Annotated in this window: 16 protein-coding genes; 13 read left to right on the top strand and 3 right to left on the bottom strand. The window is 39.4% G+C overall.

What is annotated here, in order from left to right; all coding sequences use genetic code 11:
- Positions 1-6 precede the first annotated feature (6 nt).
- From purM to purD, 4 genes are all read left to right on the top strand, one after another.
- Positions 7-1,044, top strand: a complete 1,038-nt coding sequence (purM, locus tag ACNHOZ_RS27340; protein WP_028412529.1) for a phosphoribosylformylglycinamidine cyclo-ligase — start codon at positions 7-9, stop codon at positions 1,042-1,044.
- Complete coding sequence (gene purN, locus ACNHOZ_RS27335; RefSeq protein WP_014461934.1) at positions 1,041-1,619, top strand: phosphoribosylglycinamide formyltransferase; 579 nt, start codon at positions 1,041-1,043, stop codon at positions 1,617-1,619. The genes purM and purN overlap by 4 nt, the downstream gene beginning before the upstream one ends.
- A gap of 103 nt (positions 1,620-1,722) precedes the next feature.
- Positions 1,723-3,261, top strand: a complete 1,539-nt coding sequence (gene purH / locus ACNHOZ_RS27330) for a bifunctional phosphoribosylaminoimidazolecarboxamide formyltransferase/IMP cyclohydrolase (protein WP_025752921.1) — start codon at positions 1,723-1,725, stop codon at positions 3,259-3,261.
- Between the two features lie 13 nt (positions 3,262-3,274).
- Positions 3,275-4,549, top strand: a complete 1,275-nt coding sequence (gene purD / locus ACNHOZ_RS27325; RefSeq protein ID WP_033580832.1) for a phosphoribosylamine--glycine ligase — start codon at positions 3,275-3,277, stop codon at positions 4,547-4,549.
- 30 nt (positions 4,550-4,579) lie between these two features.
- Here purD and ACNHOZ_RS27320 read toward each other — a convergent pair whose 3' ends face one another.
- Positions 4,580-4,837, bottom strand: a complete 258-nt coding sequence (locus ACNHOZ_RS27320) for a YgaP family membrane protein (protein WP_016762773.1) — start codon at positions 4,835-4,837, stop codon at positions 4,580-4,582.
- Between the two features lie 102 nt (positions 4,838-4,939).
- Between ACNHOZ_RS27320 and ACNHOZ_RS27315 the strand changes: the two genes are divergently transcribed.
- Together ACNHOZ_RS27315 and ACNHOZ_RS27310 are read left to right on the top strand one after the other, a co-directional pair.
- Complete coding sequence (locus ACNHOZ_RS27315) at positions 4,940-6,688, top strand: adenine deaminase C-terminal domain-containing protein (RefSeq protein WP_221831834.1); 1,749 nt, start codon at positions 4,940-4,942, stop codon at positions 6,686-6,688.
- A gap of 147 nt (positions 6,689-6,835) precedes the next feature.
- Positions 6,836-7,141: a YerC/YecD family TrpR-related protein gene (locus tag ACNHOZ_RS27310; RefSeq protein WP_013055048.1), complete on the top strand. Its 306-nt coding sequence runs from the start codon at positions 6,836-6,838 to the stop codon at positions 7,139-7,141.
- A gap of 38 nt (positions 7,142-7,179) precedes the next feature.
- Here the strand turns inward: ACNHOZ_RS27310 and ACNHOZ_RS27305 are convergent, their stop codons facing one another.
- On the bottom strand, positions 7,180-8,562 hold the full coding sequence (locus ACNHOZ_RS27305; protein WP_028412526.1) for a glycine--tRNA ligase: 1,383 nt from the start codon (positions 8,560-8,562) through the stop codon (positions 7,180-7,182).
- Positions 8,563-9,074: 512 nt separating this feature from the next.
- Between ACNHOZ_RS27305 and ACNHOZ_RS27300 the strand changes: the two genes are divergently transcribed.
- From ACNHOZ_RS27300 to ACNHOZ_RS27285, 4 genes are read left to right on the top strand one after another with little or no spacing between them, the layout of a single operon-like run.
- A complete protein-coding gene (locus ACNHOZ_RS27300; RefSeq protein ID WP_033580830.1) occupies positions 9,075-9,773 on the top strand; it encodes a heptaprenylglyceryl phosphate synthase in 699 nt (232 codons plus the stop codon).
- Positions 9,774-9,825: 52 nt separating this feature from the next.
- On the top strand, positions 9,826-12,051 hold the full coding sequence (gene pcrA, locus ACNHOZ_RS27295; RefSeq protein ID WP_028412524.1) for a DNA helicase PcrA: 2,226 nt from the start codon (positions 9,826-9,828) through the stop codon (positions 12,049-12,051).
- A gap of 20 nt (positions 12,052-12,071) precedes the next feature.
- Positions 12,072-14,078 carry an NAD-dependent DNA ligase LigA gene (ligA, locus tag ACNHOZ_RS27290; RefSeq protein ID WP_168761424.1) on the top strand — a complete coding sequence of 669 codons (2,007 nt, stop codon included), beginning with the start codon at positions 12,072-12,074 and terminating at the stop codon, positions 14,076-14,078.
- Positions 14,079-14,091: 13 nt separating this feature from the next.
- A complete protein-coding gene (locus tag ACNHOZ_RS27285; protein ID WP_033580828.1) occupies positions 14,092-15,285 on the top strand; it encodes a CamS family sex pheromone protein in 1,194 nt (397 codons plus the stop codon).
- Positions 15,286-15,339: 54 nt separating this feature from the next.
- Here ACNHOZ_RS27285 and ACNHOZ_RS27280 read toward each other — a convergent pair whose 3' ends face one another.
- Positions 15,340-15,825 carry a DUF3920 family protein gene (locus ACNHOZ_RS27280; protein ID WP_048021524.1) on the bottom strand — a complete coding sequence of 162 codons (486 nt, stop codon included), beginning with the start codon at positions 15,823-15,825 and terminating at the stop codon, positions 15,340-15,342.
- A gap of 365 nt (positions 15,826-16,190) precedes the next feature.
- Between ACNHOZ_RS27280 and gatC the strand changes: the two genes are divergently transcribed.
- From gatC to gatB, 3 genes are read left to right on the top strand one after another with little or no spacing between them, the layout of a single operon-like run.
- Entirely contained in the window at positions 16,191-16,481 is a 291-nt protein-coding gene (gene gatC / locus ACNHOZ_RS27275) for an Asp-tRNA(Asn)/Glu-tRNA(Gln) amidotransferase subunit GatC (RefSeq protein ID WP_013055055.1), read from the top strand.
- 16 nt (positions 16,482-16,497) lie between these two features.
- Positions 16,498-17,955, top strand: a complete 1,458-nt coding sequence (gatA, locus tag ACNHOZ_RS27270; protein WP_013055056.1) for an Asp-tRNA(Asn)/Glu-tRNA(Gln) amidotransferase subunit GatA — start codon at positions 16,498-16,500, stop codon at positions 17,953-17,955.
- A gap of 14 nt (positions 17,956-17,969) precedes the next feature.
- Positions 17,970-19,400 carry an Asp-tRNA(Asn)/Glu-tRNA(Gln) amidotransferase subunit GatB gene (gene gatB / locus ACNHOZ_RS27265; protein WP_013055057.1) on the top strand — a complete coding sequence of 477 codons (1,431 nt, stop codon included), beginning with the start codon at positions 17,970-17,972 and terminating at the stop codon, positions 19,398-19,400.
- Positions 19,401-19,483: the final 83 nt, after the last annotated feature.

Below are 19,483 nucleotides of genomic sequence, written 5' to 3'. Positions count from 1 at the left end.
GACAACATGTCATATTCATATAAACAAGCTGGAGTTGACTTAGAAGCAGGATATGAAGCTGTTTCACGTATTAAAAAGCACGTAGAACGAACTGCTCGTGCAGGTATTATGGGAACAGTCGGCGGCTTTGGCGGAATGTTCGATTTATCTACATTGAATTTAAAAGAGCCTGTTCTTGTTTCTGGTACAGATGGAGTAGGAACAAAATTGAAACTTGCTTTTCAAATGGATAAGCATGACACAATCGGTGTGGATGCAGTGGCCATGTGTGTAAACGACGTTTTAGCACAAGGAGCAGAGCCTCTCTACTTCTTAGATTATATTGCTTGCGGGAAAGCAGTTCCTGAAAAAATTGAATCGATTGTAAAAGGAATTGCAGACGGCTGTGAACAGTCCAACTGTGCGTTAATTGGCGGAGAAACAGCTGAAATGCCAGGTTTATACGAAGAAGATGAATATGATCTTGCAGGGTTTACAGTAGGAGCGGTAGAAAAGTCAGAAATTATTACTGGAGATGAGATTAAAGCTGGACAGCTGTTGATCGGTATCTCATCTAGCGGTATTCACAGCAACGGCTACTCTCTTGTACGTAAAATTGTTGATGATCAAGGGTTAAATCTTCACGAAACTTACGCTGGTTTTAATGAAAAGCTCGGAGTTGAGTTATTAACGCCAACAAAAATATACGTGAAGCCGGTCCTAAAAGCATTACATGCAGCTAAGATTGCAGGTATGGCTCATATTACTGGAGGCGGATTTGTTGAAAATATCCCTCGTATGCTTCCTGAAGGTTTAGGTGTAGAAATCGATTACGGTTCTTGGCCAATTCCATACGTGTTTGATTTCCTTGAAGAGCAAGGCAAGCTAGACCGTAAAGAAATGTTCGAAGTATTCAATATGGGAATCGGATTTGTTTTAGCTGTTGAACCTGAAGATATGAATAAAGTCATTGAAGCAATTGAAAACGAAGGCGAAAAAGCATTTGTTATCGGACGTGTCAAAGAAGGAACAGGTGTTGAATTTGCTGGAGGGACGTTTGCATGATAAATATTGCAGTGTTTGCTTCTGGAAACGGCAGTAACTTTCAATCCATCTACGAAGCAACTCAGTCAGGTCGATTAAAAGCAAATATTGCGCTTGTTGTTTGTAATAAACCGGATGCATACGTAATTGAACGAGCAAAAGCATGTGGAATACCATGCTTTGTTTGTTCGCCTAAAAACTATGAAAATAAAGAAGCGTATGAAGCAGCAATTCTTGCAGAGCTTACATCAGCTAAAGTAGAATTTCTTGTTTTAGCAGGATATATGCGATTAGTTGGTTCGACGTTGCTTAAGCCATACAAAAATCGTATTGTTAATATCCACCCTTCGCTTTTACCTGCATTTCCTGGGATTGATGCTATTGGTCAAGCTTTTGATGCAGGAGTAAAAGTGATTGGAATTACCGTGCATTTTGTAGATGAAGGCATGGATACAGGACCAATTATTGACCAGCAGGCTATTCGCATTGAAAAAGGCGATACAAGAGAAACAGTTGAGGCCCGTATTCATGAAATTGAACATCAATTTTATCCCGCGGTACTGAATGAATTATTTGAACAAGCCGCAGTTAAATAAATAGGATGTAACCTTGTCAAAAAAGTTTTAATCCTTTACTATGGTAGAGTAGTAGTGAAAGAAAGATTTTAAATGAGAGATCGGATCAGGAGGAGTTTACAAAATGACAGCAAAACGCGCGCTTATTAGCGTATCTGATAAAGAAGGTATTGTTTCATTTGCACAAGAATTAAAGGACTTAGGAGTAGAAATTATTTCAACTGGCGGTACAAAGCGTACCCTAGAAGAAAACGGCATTGACGTTATCGGAATCTCTGAAGTAACTGGTTTCCCAGAAATTTTAGACGGCCGTTTAAAAACATTGCATCCTAACGTTCACGGTGCTTTATTAGCGTTACGCGATAATGAAGAGCATCAAGCTCAAATGAAAGAGCATAATATCTCGCCAATCGACTTTGTAGTTGTAAACTTATATCCATTTAAAAAGACAATTGAAAAAGAGGATGTAACGCTTGCTGAAGCGATTGAGAATATTGACATCGGTGGACCTACAATGCTTCGTTCAGCTGCGAAAAACTATCGTTCTGTCTCAGTTGTAGTAGATCCAAGCGATTACGCAACCGTAGTAGAAGAGTTAAAAGCGGATGGCAATGTTTCATTTGAAACCAACCAACGATTAGCAGCAAAAGTATTCCGTCATACGGCAGCTTATGATGCATTAATCGCTGAATACTTAACAAACATTACAGGTGAAACAACTCCTGAGAAATTAACAGTAACGTATGAGCGCGTTCAAGGCTTACGATACGGAGAAAACCCTCACCAACAAGCTTCTTTTTATAAAAAGCCGTTAACACAAAAAGGTTCTATTGCAACAGCTACGCAGCTGCATGGAAAAGAGTTATCATACAATAATATCAACGATGCAAACGCAGCTCTTCAAATCGTAAAAGAATTCAAAGAGCCGGCTATCGTAGCGATCAAACATATGAATCCTTGCGGTGTAGGTGTGGGTGAAACAATTGCTCAAGCTTATCAAAAAGCATATGAAGCGGATCCTACATCTATCTTTGGCGGCATCGTAGCAGCTAACCGTCCTATCGACCGTGAAACGGCTATTCAGTTAAAAGAAATTTTCTTAGAAATTATCATTGCTCCTGCGTTCGATCAAGAAGCATTAGATGTATTAACAGCTAAGAAAAACCTTCGTTTACTAACGATAGAGCTTGATGAAAAAGCAGAAAAAGAAGCTTTCTTAACGTCTGTAAAAGGCGGCGTGCTTGTTCAGGATGAAGACGTATTCGGATTTGATGATGCAACGATTACTGTTCCAACGAAACGCGAGCCAACAGAAAAAGAGTGGGCAGATTTAAAATTAGCATGGAAAGTTGTTAAAAATGTTAAGTCTAATGCTATTGTACTTGCAAAAGATGACATGACAATTGGCGTAGGTGCTGGTCAAATGAACCGCGTGGGCGCTGCAAAAATTGCAATTGAACAAGCTGGTGAAAAAGCACAAGGTTCAGCTTTAGGTTCAGATGCTTTCTTCCCAATGGGCGATACAGTAGAAGCAGCAGCTAAAGCAGGAATCACAGCTATTATTCAGCCAGGCGGATCAATTCGTGATGAAGAGTCAATTGCAAAAGCAGATGAATACGGCATTGCAATGGTATTTACAGGCGTAAGACATTTTAAACATTAATGAGGTGAAGAACGTGAATGTTTTAGTTATTGGAAAAGGCGGAAGAGAGCATACAATTGCATGGAAAGCTTCAAAAAGTCCACTTGTTAACGAAGTGTTTGTAGCACCAGGAAACCCAGGCATGAGAGATGTGGCAACGATTGTACCAATCGATGAAAGCAGCCAAGAAGAGCTTGTGCAGTTTGCAAAAGAAAATAAGATTGGATTAACAATTGTTGGACCAGAAAATCCGCTAATTGAAGGCATTGTTGATCGATTCGAACAAGAAGGTCTTCCGGTCTTTGGACCGCGCAAACAAGCAGCGATGATTGAAGGAAGCAAAAGCTTTGCAAAAGAGCTCATGAAAAAGTATGATATTCCAACCGCAGCGTATGAAACATTTACGTCTTACGAGGAAGCAAAAGCATATGTGGAAAAGCAAGGCGCTCCAATTGTTATTAAAGCAGATGGCTTAGCAGCTGGTAAAGGTGTAACTGTTGCTTTAACAGTAGAAGAAGCTGTAGATACATTACGTGATTTTCTAGTTGATCAAAAATTTAAAGAAGCAAGTGCCAAAGTAGTTGTAGAAGAATTTTTGGATGGTGAAGAATTTTCATTAATGGCATTCGTACGCGGGACAAATGTGTATCCAATGGTAATTGCACAAGATCATAAGCGTGCTTTTGACGGTGATCAAGGTCCGAACACAGGAGGCATGGGAGCTTACTCTCCTGTTCCGCAAATTAGTGATGCAGAAGTACAAGAGGCTGTAGAAAACATCTTACTTCCAATGGCTAAAGGATTAGCTGAAGAAGGCTGTGAGTATACGGGAATTCTATATGCTGGTCTGATTCAAACACAAAAAGGACCAAAAGTGATTGAATTTAATGCGCGTTTTGGAGATCCTGAAACACAGGTTGTACTGCCCCGTATGAAAAGCGATTTAGTCGATGTGCTTCTTCGCATTTTGAAAGAAGAAAAAGTAGAAATTGAATGGGATAACGAAGCAGCTATTGGAATTGTATTAGCAGCAGCGGGTTACCCAGAAGATTATCAAAAGGGTGCGCCAATTAACGGATTGGATGCGATCAGTGAAGACGCGCTTGTTTTCCACGCTGGTACGGCTTTAGAAAACGACACATACGTTTCGAACGGCGGCCGCGTTCTATTAGTAGGTGCCAAAGGAGCAACTCTTCAAGAAGCGCAGCAAGAAGTATACAAACAAATGGCTCATATCGATGTAGAAAAAGGCTTTTTCTATCGCAAAGACATCGGCCATCGTGCATTAGCAAAAGCAGCTTTAAAATAAAAAAGGAGAGCTCCGGCTCTCCTTTTTACCTTATGAAGGATTATACGTTTCTTCGTTTCCATTTGGATGGTGTTCATGTTCATCGTGTTTTTGACACGAATCATATGCGTACGTAAGGGGGCAAAAACGCGTGATGCCTTCTGCAACTTTTAAAGCTCCCATTAACCCTAAGAAGATGTATGAATCTTTGTACGGTCTGCGAGATAAACGAGATGTTGTCCAAGAAAGAAGGGTAAAGCCCAGTGTAAGTCGAATTAATGCGTTAACAATACCGATATTTGGTTTCATGTTTTATCACCTTTATTCATAAAATTAATAACAGTTTCTGAATGCGTTTACATCACGGATGTGTTACGATAAAAATACATAGTAAATTAGGGGGAATTTAGCATGCCGGAACAGAGATACCGCTGGAAAAGCAAACATATTAGACAGCAGCTTTTAGTATTAAACGGTCAAAAAGCACCAACTATTGTCTTAAAAGATGCAACATATTTGAACGCTCGAATGAAGCAGTGGAAAAAAGCACATATTTGGGTTTACCAAGATCGTATTGTATACGTTGGCTCAGAGATGCCTAAGCACACAGACGCTTCTACAGAGATTATAGACTGCAGTGAGAAATATGTGGTTCCTGGGTATATTGAGCCGCATGTTCACCCGTTTCAGTTATATAATCCCCAGACTTTTTCCCAATATGCAGCCAAGCACGGAACAACCACTTTATTTAATGATAATTTAATTCTCGCTTTACAGCTTGAACAAAAAACGGCATTTTCATTGATTGAAGAAATGAAAACGTTACCACAGTCACTGTATTGGTGGTGCAGATTTGATTCGCAGACAGAAATTGATGAAGAGGCTGATATCTTCTCACATACAAACATTACTTCTTGGCTACAAAATGAAGCTGTCTTACAAGGAGGCGAACTGACAAGTTGGCCGAAGCTTTTAGACGGAGATGATTTAATGCTTCACTGGGTTCAAGAGACAAAGCGGATGAGGAAGCATATTGAAGGACATTTCCCGGGGGCGTCAGCATTTACCTTAGCAAAAATGAAATTGCTCGGGGCAGACAGCGATCATGAGTCTATGACAGGGGAAGATGTTGTTGCTCGGTTAACGCAAGGCTATGACGTTGCTTTGCGCCACTCTTCCATTCGGCCAGATTTGCCAAAACTGCTGCAGGAGTTAAAAGAGCTGCAGGTAGATTATTTTGACCATATTACCATGAATACAGACGGTTCTCCGCCTTCTTTTTACCAAAACGGCGTGTCAGATATGTTAATTACATTAGCTATTTCAGAAGGAGTTCCTGTGTTAGATGCTTATAATATGGTGTCTGTAAATATTGCTCGCTATTATAACATGGAACATTTGCACGGGCATGTAGCAACAGGCTGTGTGGCTAATATTAATATTTTAGAAGATCCTATGCGGCCTACTCCGGTATCTGTCTTAGCAAAAGGAAAGTGGATGAAAAAAGAAGGCAAAGAACAAGCATTAGCCTCGGTAGAATTTCCTTGGGGAAAGTTTGGTTTTTCACCGTTAAAGTTAGACTTTGATTTAACGATGGACGATTTTCAATTTTCAATGCCAGTAGGCGTGAAAATGAAAAATGCTGTTATTATGGAGCCGTATTCAATTCACTTAAATGTGAGCGGAGATGTATTAGCCTCTGATCATGATGAAAGCTTTTTAGTGCTGGTGGACCGAGAAGGCAAGTGGCGCATCAATACGCTGTTAAAAGGATTTGCCACAAATGTATCGGGACTGGCGAGTTCATTTTCAAATACAGGTGATTTTATTTTAATTGGAAAATCAAAAAAAGATATGATGTGTGCATTTAAACGTATGAAAGAAATTGGCGGCGGTATTGTTATTACAGAAGGAGAGAAGGTAGTATATGAACTGGATCTTCCGTTAAAAGGAGTCATGTCGAATCTGCCGATGGAAGAGTTAAGTAAACGAGAGGTGGAACTAAAGAAAGTGCTGGGGGAGCGAGGATACAAACACGACGATCCTGTCTATTCACTGCTTTTCTTTTCGTCTACACATTTGCCTTATATTCGTATTACGCCAGTAGGAATTTATGACGTTATGAATAAAAAAGTACTTTTTCCGTCTATAATGCGTTAAAATATAAAAGTATCAAAGGAATTTGAAATTTGTATGAAATTGGCTGTCTTCATACAGAATGAATGTATGTGCAAATAAATATAGAAACTGTATTTTATAGATAGAAACAACCAGTAAAGAAAGCCAATGATAAAGGAGTTCGATACGATGCAAATCAACAAACTACGAGGAAAAGAATTAGATCAGCTATTTCAAGCGATTTTATCATTAGAAAACATTGAAGAATGCTATCAATTTTTTGATGACCTATGTACAGTTAATGAAATTCAATCATTAGCACAGCGCTTAGAAGTAGCAAGAATGCTAAGAGAAGGCAACACGTACCATAAAATTGAGACGGAAACTGGAGCAAGCACAGCGACTATTTCCCGTGTTAAACGCTGCTTGAATTATGGAAGCGATGCGTATCAAATGGTGTTAGAACGCCTTCAAGAAGATTCAAATCAAAAGTAAAGCGTATGGCTGAAGCAGCCATACGCTTATTTTTTTAATTAAAATTGAGTTGCTTCTTCAATGATATTTTTTAGGTCGCTAATTGCTACACGTTTTTGTTCCATTGTGTCGCGGTTACGAATTGTTACTTGATTGTCTTCTAATGAATCGAAGTCGAATGTAATACAGAAAGGCGTACCGATTTCATCATGGCGACGGTAACGTTTACCGATTGAACCAGCATCATCGTAGTCAATCATAAAGTGTTTTGCTAAATCTTCAAAGACAGCGCGCGCTTCGTTAGAAAGCTTTTTAGAAAGTGGCAATACAGCAGCTTTAAATGGTGCTAAAGCAGGGTGAAGCTGCATTACTGTACGAGATGAGCCGTCTTCTAACGTTTCTTCTTCATATGCATCAATCATATAAGCCAATGTTACACGGTCAGCACCTAAAGAAGGCTCGATGCAGTAAGGTACATAGCGTTCGTTTGTTTCTTGATCAACGTATTGGAAGTCTTCTCCAGAGTGTTCCATATGCTGCTTTAAGTCATAGTCTGTACGAGAAGCTACGCCCCATAGTTCGCCCCAGCCGAATGGGAATTTGTATTCAAAGTCTGTTGTTGCATTACTGTAGTGAGAAAGTTCATCATCATCATGGTCGCGAAGACGAACGTTTTCTTCTTTCATGCCAAGAGAAAGAAGCCATTTGTTACATGTTTCTTTCCAGTAGTTAAACCATTCTAATTCAGTGCCTGGTTTACAGAAGAATTCAAGCTCCATTTGTTCAAATTCACGTGTACGGAATGTGAAGTTACCAGGTGTAATTTCGTTACGGAAGCTTTTACCCACTTGGCCGATACCGAATGGAAGCTTTTTACGCATTGAGCGCTGAACGTTTTTAAAGTTTACGAAAATACCTTGAGCTGTTTCAGGACGAAGGTAAATTTCATTTGTTGATGTTTCAGTTACACCTTGGTGCGTTTTGAACATTAAGTTAAATTGACGAATTTCAGTGAAGTTAGCTGAACCACACTCAGGACATGTAATTTCATGTTCTTTAATTAAGTCAGCCATTGCATCAAATGAAAGGCCGTCTACGATCATTTCAATGCCTTTTTCTTGAAGCTTTTCTTCAATTAATTTATCAGCACGGTGACGAGCTTTACAATCCTTACAGTCGATCATTGGGTCATTAAAGTTTCCTAAGTGACCAGAAGCTTCCCATGTTTTTGGATTCATTAAAATCGCAGCGTCTAAACCAACGTTGTATGGAGATTCTTGAATGAATTTTTTCCACCATGCTTTTTTAATATTGTTTTTTAATTCTACGCCAAGCGGGCCGTAATCCCATGTATTTGCAAGACCGCCGTAAATTTCAGAACCTTGAAATACAAAGCCGCGATGTTTGGCGTGAGATACGATTTGATCCATTGTTTTTGACATTCTAATTCCTCCTGTAAATGGTAGTAATTCAAGCGAAACAAAAAGAGCGGGTACAAAAAAACTCTCGTCCCTGGGCATATCAACAATATGCCCAGGGACGAGAGTTTTTCCCGCGGTTCCACCCTGGTTGATACAAAATGTATCCACCTTCGTCTGTATATACTCCAGATTGCCTTTTCCTTAAACCATTCTCTAGGCTCCCACCGTCCCTAGTTCGCTTTGTGAAGAGGATTTAAGTACTATTGATCCTTCAGCGTATATCATATGAATTTTAGTAGCTATATATTAGCATATCCTATGCAGAGAAACAATAACCTTGTGCAAAATGGGCTTTTTTTGTGATGTTTTCTTCCGGAGTTTGAGGATAAAACCATATCTTTTATCCATATTTTTTGAAAACAAAAAACGTGATGAAAAGTTCGGTTTTCCTTTCATTTCACCCTCTTAGTTTTGTTATAATGAACAAATGGACGAGCGCGAACTTTTAAGTGTAAAGAAATGGAGGAACCTATATGTATGATATTAAAGAGTGGAGACATGTCTTTAAATTAGATCCTAATAAAGAAATTTCAGATGCAGATTTAGAAAAAATTTGCGAATCCGGCACGGATGCGGTTCTTGTTGGAGGATCAGACGGAGTAACTTTAGACAATGTGCTGCAGCTGCTAATGCGTATTCGCCGCTACACGGTGCCGTGTGCGCTAGAAGTATCAACCATTGACTCTGTAACGCCTGGTTTTGATTCTTATTTCATTCCGACCGTTTTGAACAGCAAGGATCCAAAGTGGATTGTTGACTTACATCATGCGGCGATGAAGGAATACGGTGAAATCATGGACTGGGATGAAATTTTTGTAGAAGGATACTGCGTACTTAACCCCGAAGCAAAAGTAGCTGCGCTAACGGAAGCGAAAACCGATTTGGATGCAGAAGATGTTGTAGCGTATGCTCGCATGGCTGAACGCATGTTTCATTTGCCCGTTTTCTATCTAGAATACAGTGGAACATATGGAGACCCTGCATTAGTGGCAGAAGTGAAAAATTCGCTAAATGAGACGAAGTTATTTTACGGCGGCGGTATTGAGACAAAAGAGCAAGCAAGTGAGATGGGAGAGCTAGCTGATACAGTTATTGTAGGAAATGTTATTTATACAAATTTATCGGAAGCATTAAAAACGGTAAAAGCGGTAAAAAAGAATATTGCACAGTGAAAAATAAATAAAGTAGAATAGAGAATATATGTTCGATATAGGCGGTGAAAACGTGAATTTTTTAAGTGAAAAATTATTAACAGGATTAAACCCTCAGCAGCAAGAGGCAGTTAAAACAACAGACGGACCATTATTACTTATGGCCGGTGCAGGAAGTGGGAAAACACGCGTATTAACGCATCGAATTGCGTTTTTAATGGCGGAAAAAGAAGTTGCACCTTGGAATATTTTAGCTATTACCTTCACAAACAAAGCAGCTCGTGAAATGAGAGAGCGTGTGGCAAGTATCGTTGGCGGAGTGGCAGAAGATATCTGGATTTCAACGTTCCACTCGATGTGCGTGCGTATTTTAAGAAGAGATATTGATCGTATTGGCTTTAATCGCAACTTTACGATTTTAGATTCAACGGATCAGCTGTCCGTTATTAAAAACATTTTAAAAGATCAAAACATCGACCCAAAAAAATTCGATCCGCGCTCGCTATTAGGGAGCATTAGTTCAGCTAAAAATGAACTGAAAGTAGCGGAAGAATTTGATAAAACAGCAGCAGGACCATATGAAGAAGTTGTAAGTAAAGTCTATAAAGAGTATGAAAAGCGTTTAAAGAAAAACCAAGCGCTCGATTTTGATGATTTGATTATGACAACGATTCAGTTATTTAAACGAGTTCCTGAAGTGTTAACGTACTATCAGCGCAAGTTTCAATATATTCATGTGGACGAGTATCAAGATACAAACCATGCACAATATATGCTGGTTCGCTTGCTAGCCGCACGATTTGAAAATGTATGCGTAGTAGGGGATTCAGATCAGTCTATTTACCGCTGGCGCGGGGCTGATATTACAAATATCTTGTCATTTGAAAAAGATTACCCAAAAGCCAAAACCATTTTGCTTGAACAAAATTATCGTTCAACGAAAACGATTTTGGCTGCGGCAAACGGCGTCATTGCAAACAATATGAATCGTAAAGTGAAAAACTTATGGACGGAAAACGATGAAGGCCAGAAGATTTATCATTACCAAGCAATGAGTGAGCATGATGAGGCACAGTTTGTAGCACGTAAAATCAAAGAAGCAGTAGACAGCGGCAAACGTAAATATAGCGATTTTGCCATTTTGTATCGTACAAATGCACAGTCGCGTGTAATGGAGGAAGTACTGCTAAAATCCAATATTAACTATACGATTGTCGGCGGGATTAAGTTCTACGACCGCAAAGAGATTAAAGATTTGCTTGCGTACTTACGCTTAATTGCCAACCAAGATGATGACATTAGCTTAGCTCGTATTGTGAACGTTCCAAAACGCGGAGTTGGAGCTACTTCAGTCGATAAAGTAGCCAATTACGGAAACGTTCATGACATTTCTATTTTCAAAGCGCTTGATGAAGTAGAATTGATGGGGTTAACGGGTAAAGCAACAAAGGCACTTCGTGATTTCCAATCCATGATTTCAAACTTAGCTCAAATGCAAGACTATATGTCTGTAACAGAGCTTGTGGAACAAGTATTAGAAAGAACAGGGTACCGTGAAGCGCTTAAAGTAGAAAAAACAATTGAAGCACAAAGTCGCTTAGAGAATATTGATGAGTTTTTATCTGTTACAAAAACGTTTGAAGAAGCAAGCGAAGATAAGAGCTTAGTAGCATTTTTAACCGATTTAGCGCTTGTTGCTGATATCGATAAGCTTGACGACGAGGAAGAAGAAGAGAACGAACAAGTGATTCTGATGACGCTTCACTCAGCAAAAGGTCTAGAGTTCCCGGTTGTTTTCCTAATGGGTATGGAAGAAGGCGTATTCCCTCATAGCCGATCGTTATTCGAAGATAATGAAATGGAAGAAGAACGACGCTTAGCCTACGTAGGGATTACACGTGCTGAACAAGAATTGTATTTATTAAATGCTCAAATGCGTACACTATTTGGTAAAACAAACGTTAATCCAAAATCGCGCTTCATTGGAGAAATCCCAAGCGAGCTTGTGGAATCTTTAAATGAAACGATGCGCAAGCCTGCTGCTGGTCGTTCAGGGGCTTCAGCTTCGCCGTTTGCAGCGCGCCGACAAGCGGCCGTGGCAAAAACGAAGCTTGTATCAACGGGCAGTGAATCGATTGGATGGAGCGTTGGAGATAAGGCCGAGCATAAAAAATGGGGAATTGGTACAGTTGTAAGTGTAAAAGGAGAAGGAGACTCAAAAGAATTAGACATTGCTTTTCCTAGTCCTACAGGTGTAAAAAGACTGCTTGCTAAATTTGCCCCGGTTACGAAAGTGTAATCGTGAAAAGGAGCTAGAATATGGAGTTTGAGACAGCAAAATCACGCGTTCAAGAATTACGTGACTTATTAAATCAATATGGTTATGAATATTATGTGTTAGATCAGCCATCTGTTCCAGATGCAGAATACGATAAATTAATGAATGAGTTAATTGAAATAGAAGAATCGTTTCCAGAATTAAAAACAGCTGACTCACCTACTCAGCGCATCGGCGGCCAAGTGCTCGATGCGTTTGAGAAGGTTCAGCATCAAACGTCTATGCTAAGTTTAGGAAATGCATTTAATGAAGAAGACCTTCGAGATTTTGATCGCCGAGTGCGCCAAGCCGTTGGAGATGAGTTTTCTTATGTATGCGAACTTAAAATTGACGGCCTTGCTGTATCTCTTCGCTATGAAGATGGATACTTAGTGCTGGGTGCTACGCGCGGAGATGGTACGACTGGTGAAAATATTACTGAAAACTTAAAAACAATTCGCTCGATTCCACTGCGAATTAAAGAACCGTTATCAATGGAAGTTCGCGGAGAAGCATTTATGCCGAGAAAATCATTCGAAGCACTTAATGAAGCAAAAATGGAAAGGGATGAAGTTCCGTTTGCTAACCCCCGTAACGCAGCTGCTGGCTCACTGCGTCAGCTAGATCCTAAAATTGCGGCAAAACGTAATTTAGATATCTTTGTCTATGCCATGACTGATACAGGAGAATTAGAAATCGACTCTCACAGCGAAAGTTTGAATTTACTCGATGATCTTGGCTTTAAAACAAATAAGGAAAGACAGACGTGTGAAACCATTGATGATGTGATTGCTTATATCGAAAGCTGGCAAACGAAACGTCCAGAACTATCTTATGATATTGATGGCATTGTTGTAAAAGTAGATTCATTTGATCAGCAGGCTGAGCTTGGAACAACGGCCAAGAGTCCACGCTGGGCTATTGCTTATAAGTTTCCTGCTGAAGAAGTTGTAACCAAGCTTGTAAATATTGAGCTGACGGTAGGCCGGACAGGTGTCATTACGCCAACAGCTATTTTGGAGCCGGTTCAAGTAGCAGGTACGACGGTACAGCGTGCGTCTCTTCATAATGAAGATTTGATTCGTGAAAAGGACATTCGCATCGGCGATTATGTCGTGGTAAAAAAAGCAGGAGATATTATTCCTGAAGTAGTGAATGTAATTGAAGAGAAGCGAACGGGAGAAGAGCAAGAGTTTACGATGCCTACTCACTGCCCTGAATGTGAAAGTGAACTGGTGCGTTTAGAAGGAGAAGTTGCGCTTCGCTGCATTAATCCAAGCTGTCCTGCTCAAATTCGTGAAGGACTTATTCATTTCGTGTCCCGCAATGCGATGAACATTGATGGACTTGGTGAAAAAGTTATATCACAATTATTTCGTGAACAGTTAATTAAAGATGTAGCAGATATTTATACGCTGACAAAACAGCAGTTAATCGAGCTTGAGCGCATGGGTGAGAAATCTGCTGATAATTTGATTGCGGCCATCGAAGCTTCTAAAGAAAATTCACTTGAGCGTTTGCTTTTTGGTTTGGGCATTCGCCACGTTGGAGCAAAAGCTGCAAAGACGTTAGCTCAGCACTTTGAAACCATAGACAAGTTAACAAAAGCAACGTATGATGAATTAGTGGCAATTAATGAAATTGGTGCCAAAATGGCTGATGCTATTGTCGCTTACTTTACACAAGAAGAGGTTCAAGAACTTATACATGAATTAAAAGAGTATGGAGTAAACCTTACATACAAAGGACCCAAGCTTGTAAGTGTAGAAAATGTAGATTCTGTTTTTGCTGGTAAAACCGTTGTATTAACAGGTAAGCTTGAACAGCTATCTCGCAATGAGGCAAAAGCACAAATTGAAGCACTTGGCGGTAAAGTCACAGGAAGCGTAAGTAAAAAGACAGACCTTGTTGTGGCAGGGGAAGAGGCTGGTTCCAAACTGACAAAAGCTAACGAGCTTGAAATTGAAGTATGGGATGAAGCAAGGCTACTTACGGAATTAAATAAATAAGAGGTGTGTGTAGTTGAAAAAGATATTGTTACTTTCTCTTGCGGTCATGCTTGTAACTTCAGCGTGTGCACCGAACCTTTCGGACGATAAAGAGACTGTTCAACAAACCAACAACAAGAAAGAAAAAGCAGTTATTCCGAAGTATAGTATTTCAGACGATTATTACCGAACAATTCTTCCATTTAAAGCGGGAGTGGCAAGAGGCTTAGTAGCAGCAAACTTAAATAACCGCTTGGATGCGCAAGAATTTGAAACAGGCTTAATGCGCTTATCGACAGATAGCTATTCTCCGAAAAAATATGTGTATCAAGAAGGCCAGTACCTTGATAAAGATACCATTCGCTCATGGTTAAGCCGTAAGCTGAGTGATAAACAGTTTAAAGATCTTCAAAGCAAAGCAAAAGATGATACGGCGAAAAAGAAGCTTAAAAACACTGGGTTAAACCCAATTGATACAGAAAAAGGCGATTTGAAAACTCGTAACGAAACAAGTCCAATGTACTTAGCGAACATTACTGAGCAAGATTACCTTATTCAAGACGGAGACGATAAGGTAAAACTTGGAGGCGTCACAATTGGTCTGGCGATGAATTCTGTTCATTATTATACAGAGGAAAATGGTTATGCCCGTGAAAAACAACTAACCGATAAAAATATTGAAGAGCAAGGCAAAAAGATGGCCGATGAAATTGTGCAGCGTATGCGTAATATCAAGGGCTTAGAAAACGTTCCAATTCGAGTAGCACTATTCAAACAAAGTGCTAAGGCTTCTTTAACGCCAGGTAACTTCATGGCTGTCGGAAATGCAGGTTCAAATGATACGGCTGTTGGCAGCTGGGATAATTTAGATGAGAAATATTATTTATTCCCATCATCAGATGCAACAAAAGACCATCGAGACGATGCGATGAAATTTGATGAGTTTAAAGCGCAAATCGAAGACTACTTCCCGAACTTTACAAGCGTAGTAGGGAAAGGGTATTACAAAGATGGACAGCTTCAAAAAATGACGATTGATATTCCCGTACAATTTTACGGAAAAGGTGAAATTGTAGGATTTACTCAGTACGTTGCTGGTTTAATGCTTGATCATTTCCCTTCATATATGGAAACGAGTATCTCTATTAACTCAGTAAGCGGACCGGAAGCTCTCATTGTTAGAAAAGCAGATGAAGACAAGCCGTTCGTTCATATTTACGAAGAGTAAGCAAAAAGGACACTGCGAAAGCAGTGTCTTTTTCTAATTCTATGAAATTGCCTTTTATGAAGGAATGGCATGAGAATTTTGTCTTGTAAACTTAGCAAGATAATAAGCAGCAAATGCAAACGCATCTTGTTCGGTTGTCCGCTCTTCATACGGGCGTTTTTTATCCAGCTCAAATTCTTTCTGATAATAAGGGATGTGATCTTGAATATAGTGACGCAGCTCGTGAAAGGTGGTTTCAACAAGCGGAAGGTAGTCATCAAATTTAAAAATAAATATAATGCCGACTTCTCGCCAGTAAACACCTGAGGCAAACTGCAGGTATTCTGCTTCTTCTTCTCCAAGAGCGGAGACAATTTTATTGGCTTCACATGAATCACAAAAAATGATAGGAATATGAAAGGCTTTATTTAAACAAGCAAAAACATCTTTTTGCAAGGTGGATAAATCCCACTTGAATTCTTCATCTAATACAAACCATCTTCCGCTTTGCTGATACACAGGGCGCTGGTGGATGACTGACTGTATAAGTATTTTATTCAATTTTTATAGCACCTCTTTTACGGTAAAGTAGTTATTCGTTTTGTTTACTTTCCCAAAGACTAGTGAAATTAAAACATGGTGGTGTGTTCTTCTAAAGCATGTTTCTCTTTCTATCTATCTTTTCTACAAAGAAGGTTATTTTATACCTATGCAAGAGAGAAATATTTTATGACGAAGGAAAAGTATGGAATGTTGTTTGAATGAAATAGATTTGGTATAAAATAGAAGTGATAAATGTAAGCCCTGTCTTGTCTGGCGGGGTTTTTAATATTTTAGGAACTAGTCTCAGAAATGTTGCCTGTTGCTAGTGAAGTTTGGTATTATCAGTATATTGTAGTGGGACGAATATTCGGAGGTGAAGGAACATGTCAAGAATTTCTGTTGATCAAGTAAAACACGTTGCAAACTTAGCGAGACTTGCGGTGACGGATGACGAAGCAGAACTATTTACAAAACAATTAGATGCTATTATTACATATGCAGAACAATTAGATGAGCTAGATACTACAAATGTAAAACCAACTTCTCACGTATTGGATATGAAAAACGTGATGCGTGAAGATAAGCCAGCTAAAGGCTTACCAATTGAAGACGTAGTAAAAAACGCGCCAGACCACAAGGATGGCTACATTCGAGTACCAACTATTTTAGAATAAGGAAGGAGGCTTTACGATGTCTTTATTCGATCGTAAACTTTCAGAACTACATAGTCTTTTACACAAGAAAGAAGTACGTGTACAAGATTTAGTAGACGAATCATACAAACGTATTAATGAAGTAGATGATAAAGTAGGTGCGTTCTTAGCGCTTAATGAAGACAATGCTCGTGCTTATGCAAAAGAGCTAGATGAAGCATTACAAACAAAAGATGAATTTGGCCTATTATTTGGTATGCCGATCGGTGTAAAAGATAATATTGTCACAAAAGATTTACGTACAACTTGCTCTAGTAAAATTCTAGCAAACTTTGATCCGATTTATGATGCAACAGTTGTTCAAAAACTGCAGGCAGCTGAAGCAGTAACAATCGGTAAATTAAATATGGATGAATTCGCAATGGGTTCTTCAACTGAAAACTCAGGTCTTCAGTTAACGCGCAACCCATGGAATTTAGATTACGTACCGGGTGGGTCTAGCGGTGGTTCAGCTGCAGCTGTAGCAGCAGGCGAAGTTCCGTTCTCTTTAGGTTCTGATACAGGTGGTTCAATTCGTCAGCCAGCTGCTTATTGCGGTGTTGTTGGATTAAAACCAACGTATGGTCGCGTATCTCGTTACGGATTAGTGGCATTTGCATCTTCTTTAGATCAAATCGGACCAATCACAAATTCTGTTGAAGATAATGCATACTTACTTCAAGCAATTTCAGGCGTAGACCCAATGGATTCTACTTCTGCTAATGTTGATGTACCGGATTATGTATCTGCTTTAACAGGTGACGTAAAAGGCCTTAAAATTGCTGTTCCAAAAGAATACTTAGGCGAAGGTGTGGGCGAAGAAGCTCGCCAGTCTGTTTTAGATGCACTAAAAGTGTTAGAAGGACTAGGCGCAACTTGGGAAGAAGTATCGCTTCCACACTCTAAATACGCATTAGCTACGTATTATCTATTATCTTCTTCTGAAGCGTCTGCTAACTTATCTCGTTTTGACGGCGTTCGCTACGGATACCGTACAGATAATGCTGAGAACTTAATCGAAATGTACAAGCAGTCTCGAAGCGAAGGCTTTGGAAACGAAGTAAAACGCCGTATCATGCTTGGGACATTTGCGTTAAGCTCTGGTTATTATGATGCTTACTACAAAAAAGCACAGCAAGTACGTACGTTAATTAAGCAAGACTTTGAGTCTGTATTTGAAAACTATGACGTTATCATTGGACCAACTACACCAACTCCATCATTCAAAATTGGTGAGAAAACAGATGATCCATTAACAATGTATGCAAACGATATTTTAACAATCCCAGTAAACCTTGCTGGAGTACCTGGTATTTCTGTGCCTTGCGGCTTATCAAATGGATTGCCATTAGGGTTACAAATTATCGGTAAGCATTTCGACGAAAGCACAATCTATCGTGTTGCTCATGCATTCGAACAAGCAACTGAGCATCATAAAGCGAAACCAGCACTGTAAGGGGTGAGATAAAGATGAACTTTGAAACGATTATTGGTCTTGAAGTACACGTTGAGCTTAAGACAAAATCTAAAATTTTCTCAGCAAGTCCAAACGCATTTGGTGCGGCTCCAAATGCTAACACAAGTGTAATTGACTTAGGTTATCCTGGCGTACTACCTGTGTTAAACAAAGAAGCAGTTGATTTTGCAATGAAAGCGGCGCTTGCGCTAAACTGTGAAATCGCAACAGATACAAAGTTTGATCGTAAAAACTATTTCTATCCGGATAACCCAAAAGCTTATCAAATCTCTCAATTTGATAAACCAATTGGCGAGAACGGTTGGATTGAAGTAGAAGTGAAAGGTGAAACGAAGCGCATTCGTATTAACCGACTTCATTTAGAAGAAGATGCTGGTAAGTTAACGCATACAGGCGATGGCTATTCACTAGTAGACTTCAACCGTCAAGGTACACCTCTAATTGAGATTGTATCGGAAGCAGATATGCGTTCTCCTGAAGAAGCATATGCTTATTTAGAAAAACTAAAATCAATCATTCAATATACAGGCGTATCTGACTGTAAAATGGAAGAAGGTTCACTTCGCTGTGATGCCAATATTTCTTTACGTCCAGTTGGACAAGAAGAGTTTGGTACAAAAGCTGAGCTAAAGAACTTAAACTCATTTAACTATGTGCGCCGCGGTCTTGAACACGAAGAAATTCGTCAAGAAAAAGTGTTATTGTCTGGTGGCCTAATCGAGCAGGAAACACGCCGTTTTGATGAGTCTACGGGTGAAACAATTCTGATGCGTGTAAAAGAAGGATCTGACGACTACCGCTACTTCCCAGAGCCTGACTTATTAGAATTACACATCGACGAAGAGTGGAAAGAACGCGTTCGTGCTTCGATTCCTGAACTTCCAGATGCTCGTAAAAAGCGCTATGTAGAAGAGCTTGGCTTACCTGCTTATGATGCAATGGTATTAACGCTAACAAAAGAAATGTCTGATTTCTTTGAAGCAACACTTGCTGCAGGCGGAGATGCTAAGCTATCTTCTAACTGGTTAATGGGTGAAGTTTCTGCTTACTTAAACTCAAATCAAAAAGAACTTTCAGATGTAGCATTAACACCTGAAGGTCTAGCTGGTATGATTCAATTAATTCAAGAAGGTACAATTTCGTCTAAAATTGCGAAAAAAGTATTCAAAGAATTAATTGAAAATGGCGGAGATGCAAAGAAAATTGTAAAAGAAAAAGGTCTTGTACAAATTTCTGATGATGCAACTTTACGTAAATTCGTAACAGATGCATTAGATGCAAACCCTCAATCTATTGAAGATTTCAAAAACGGTAAGGATCGTGCAATCGGCTTCTTAGTTGGTCAAATTATGAAAGCTTCAAAAGGTCAAGCGAACCCACCGATGGTTAATAAAATTCTTTTAGAAGAAATTAATAAACGCTAAATTTGATAACTAAATGTGAGGTGGGTATCCATCTCACATTTATTATGAGTAAGGGCGATCGCGCTGAAGGTATGAATAAAAAC

It is taken from the genome of Priestia sp. D51 (assembly GCF_053345675.1).
This window is presented reverse-complemented; position numbering and strand designations above follow the sequence as displayed.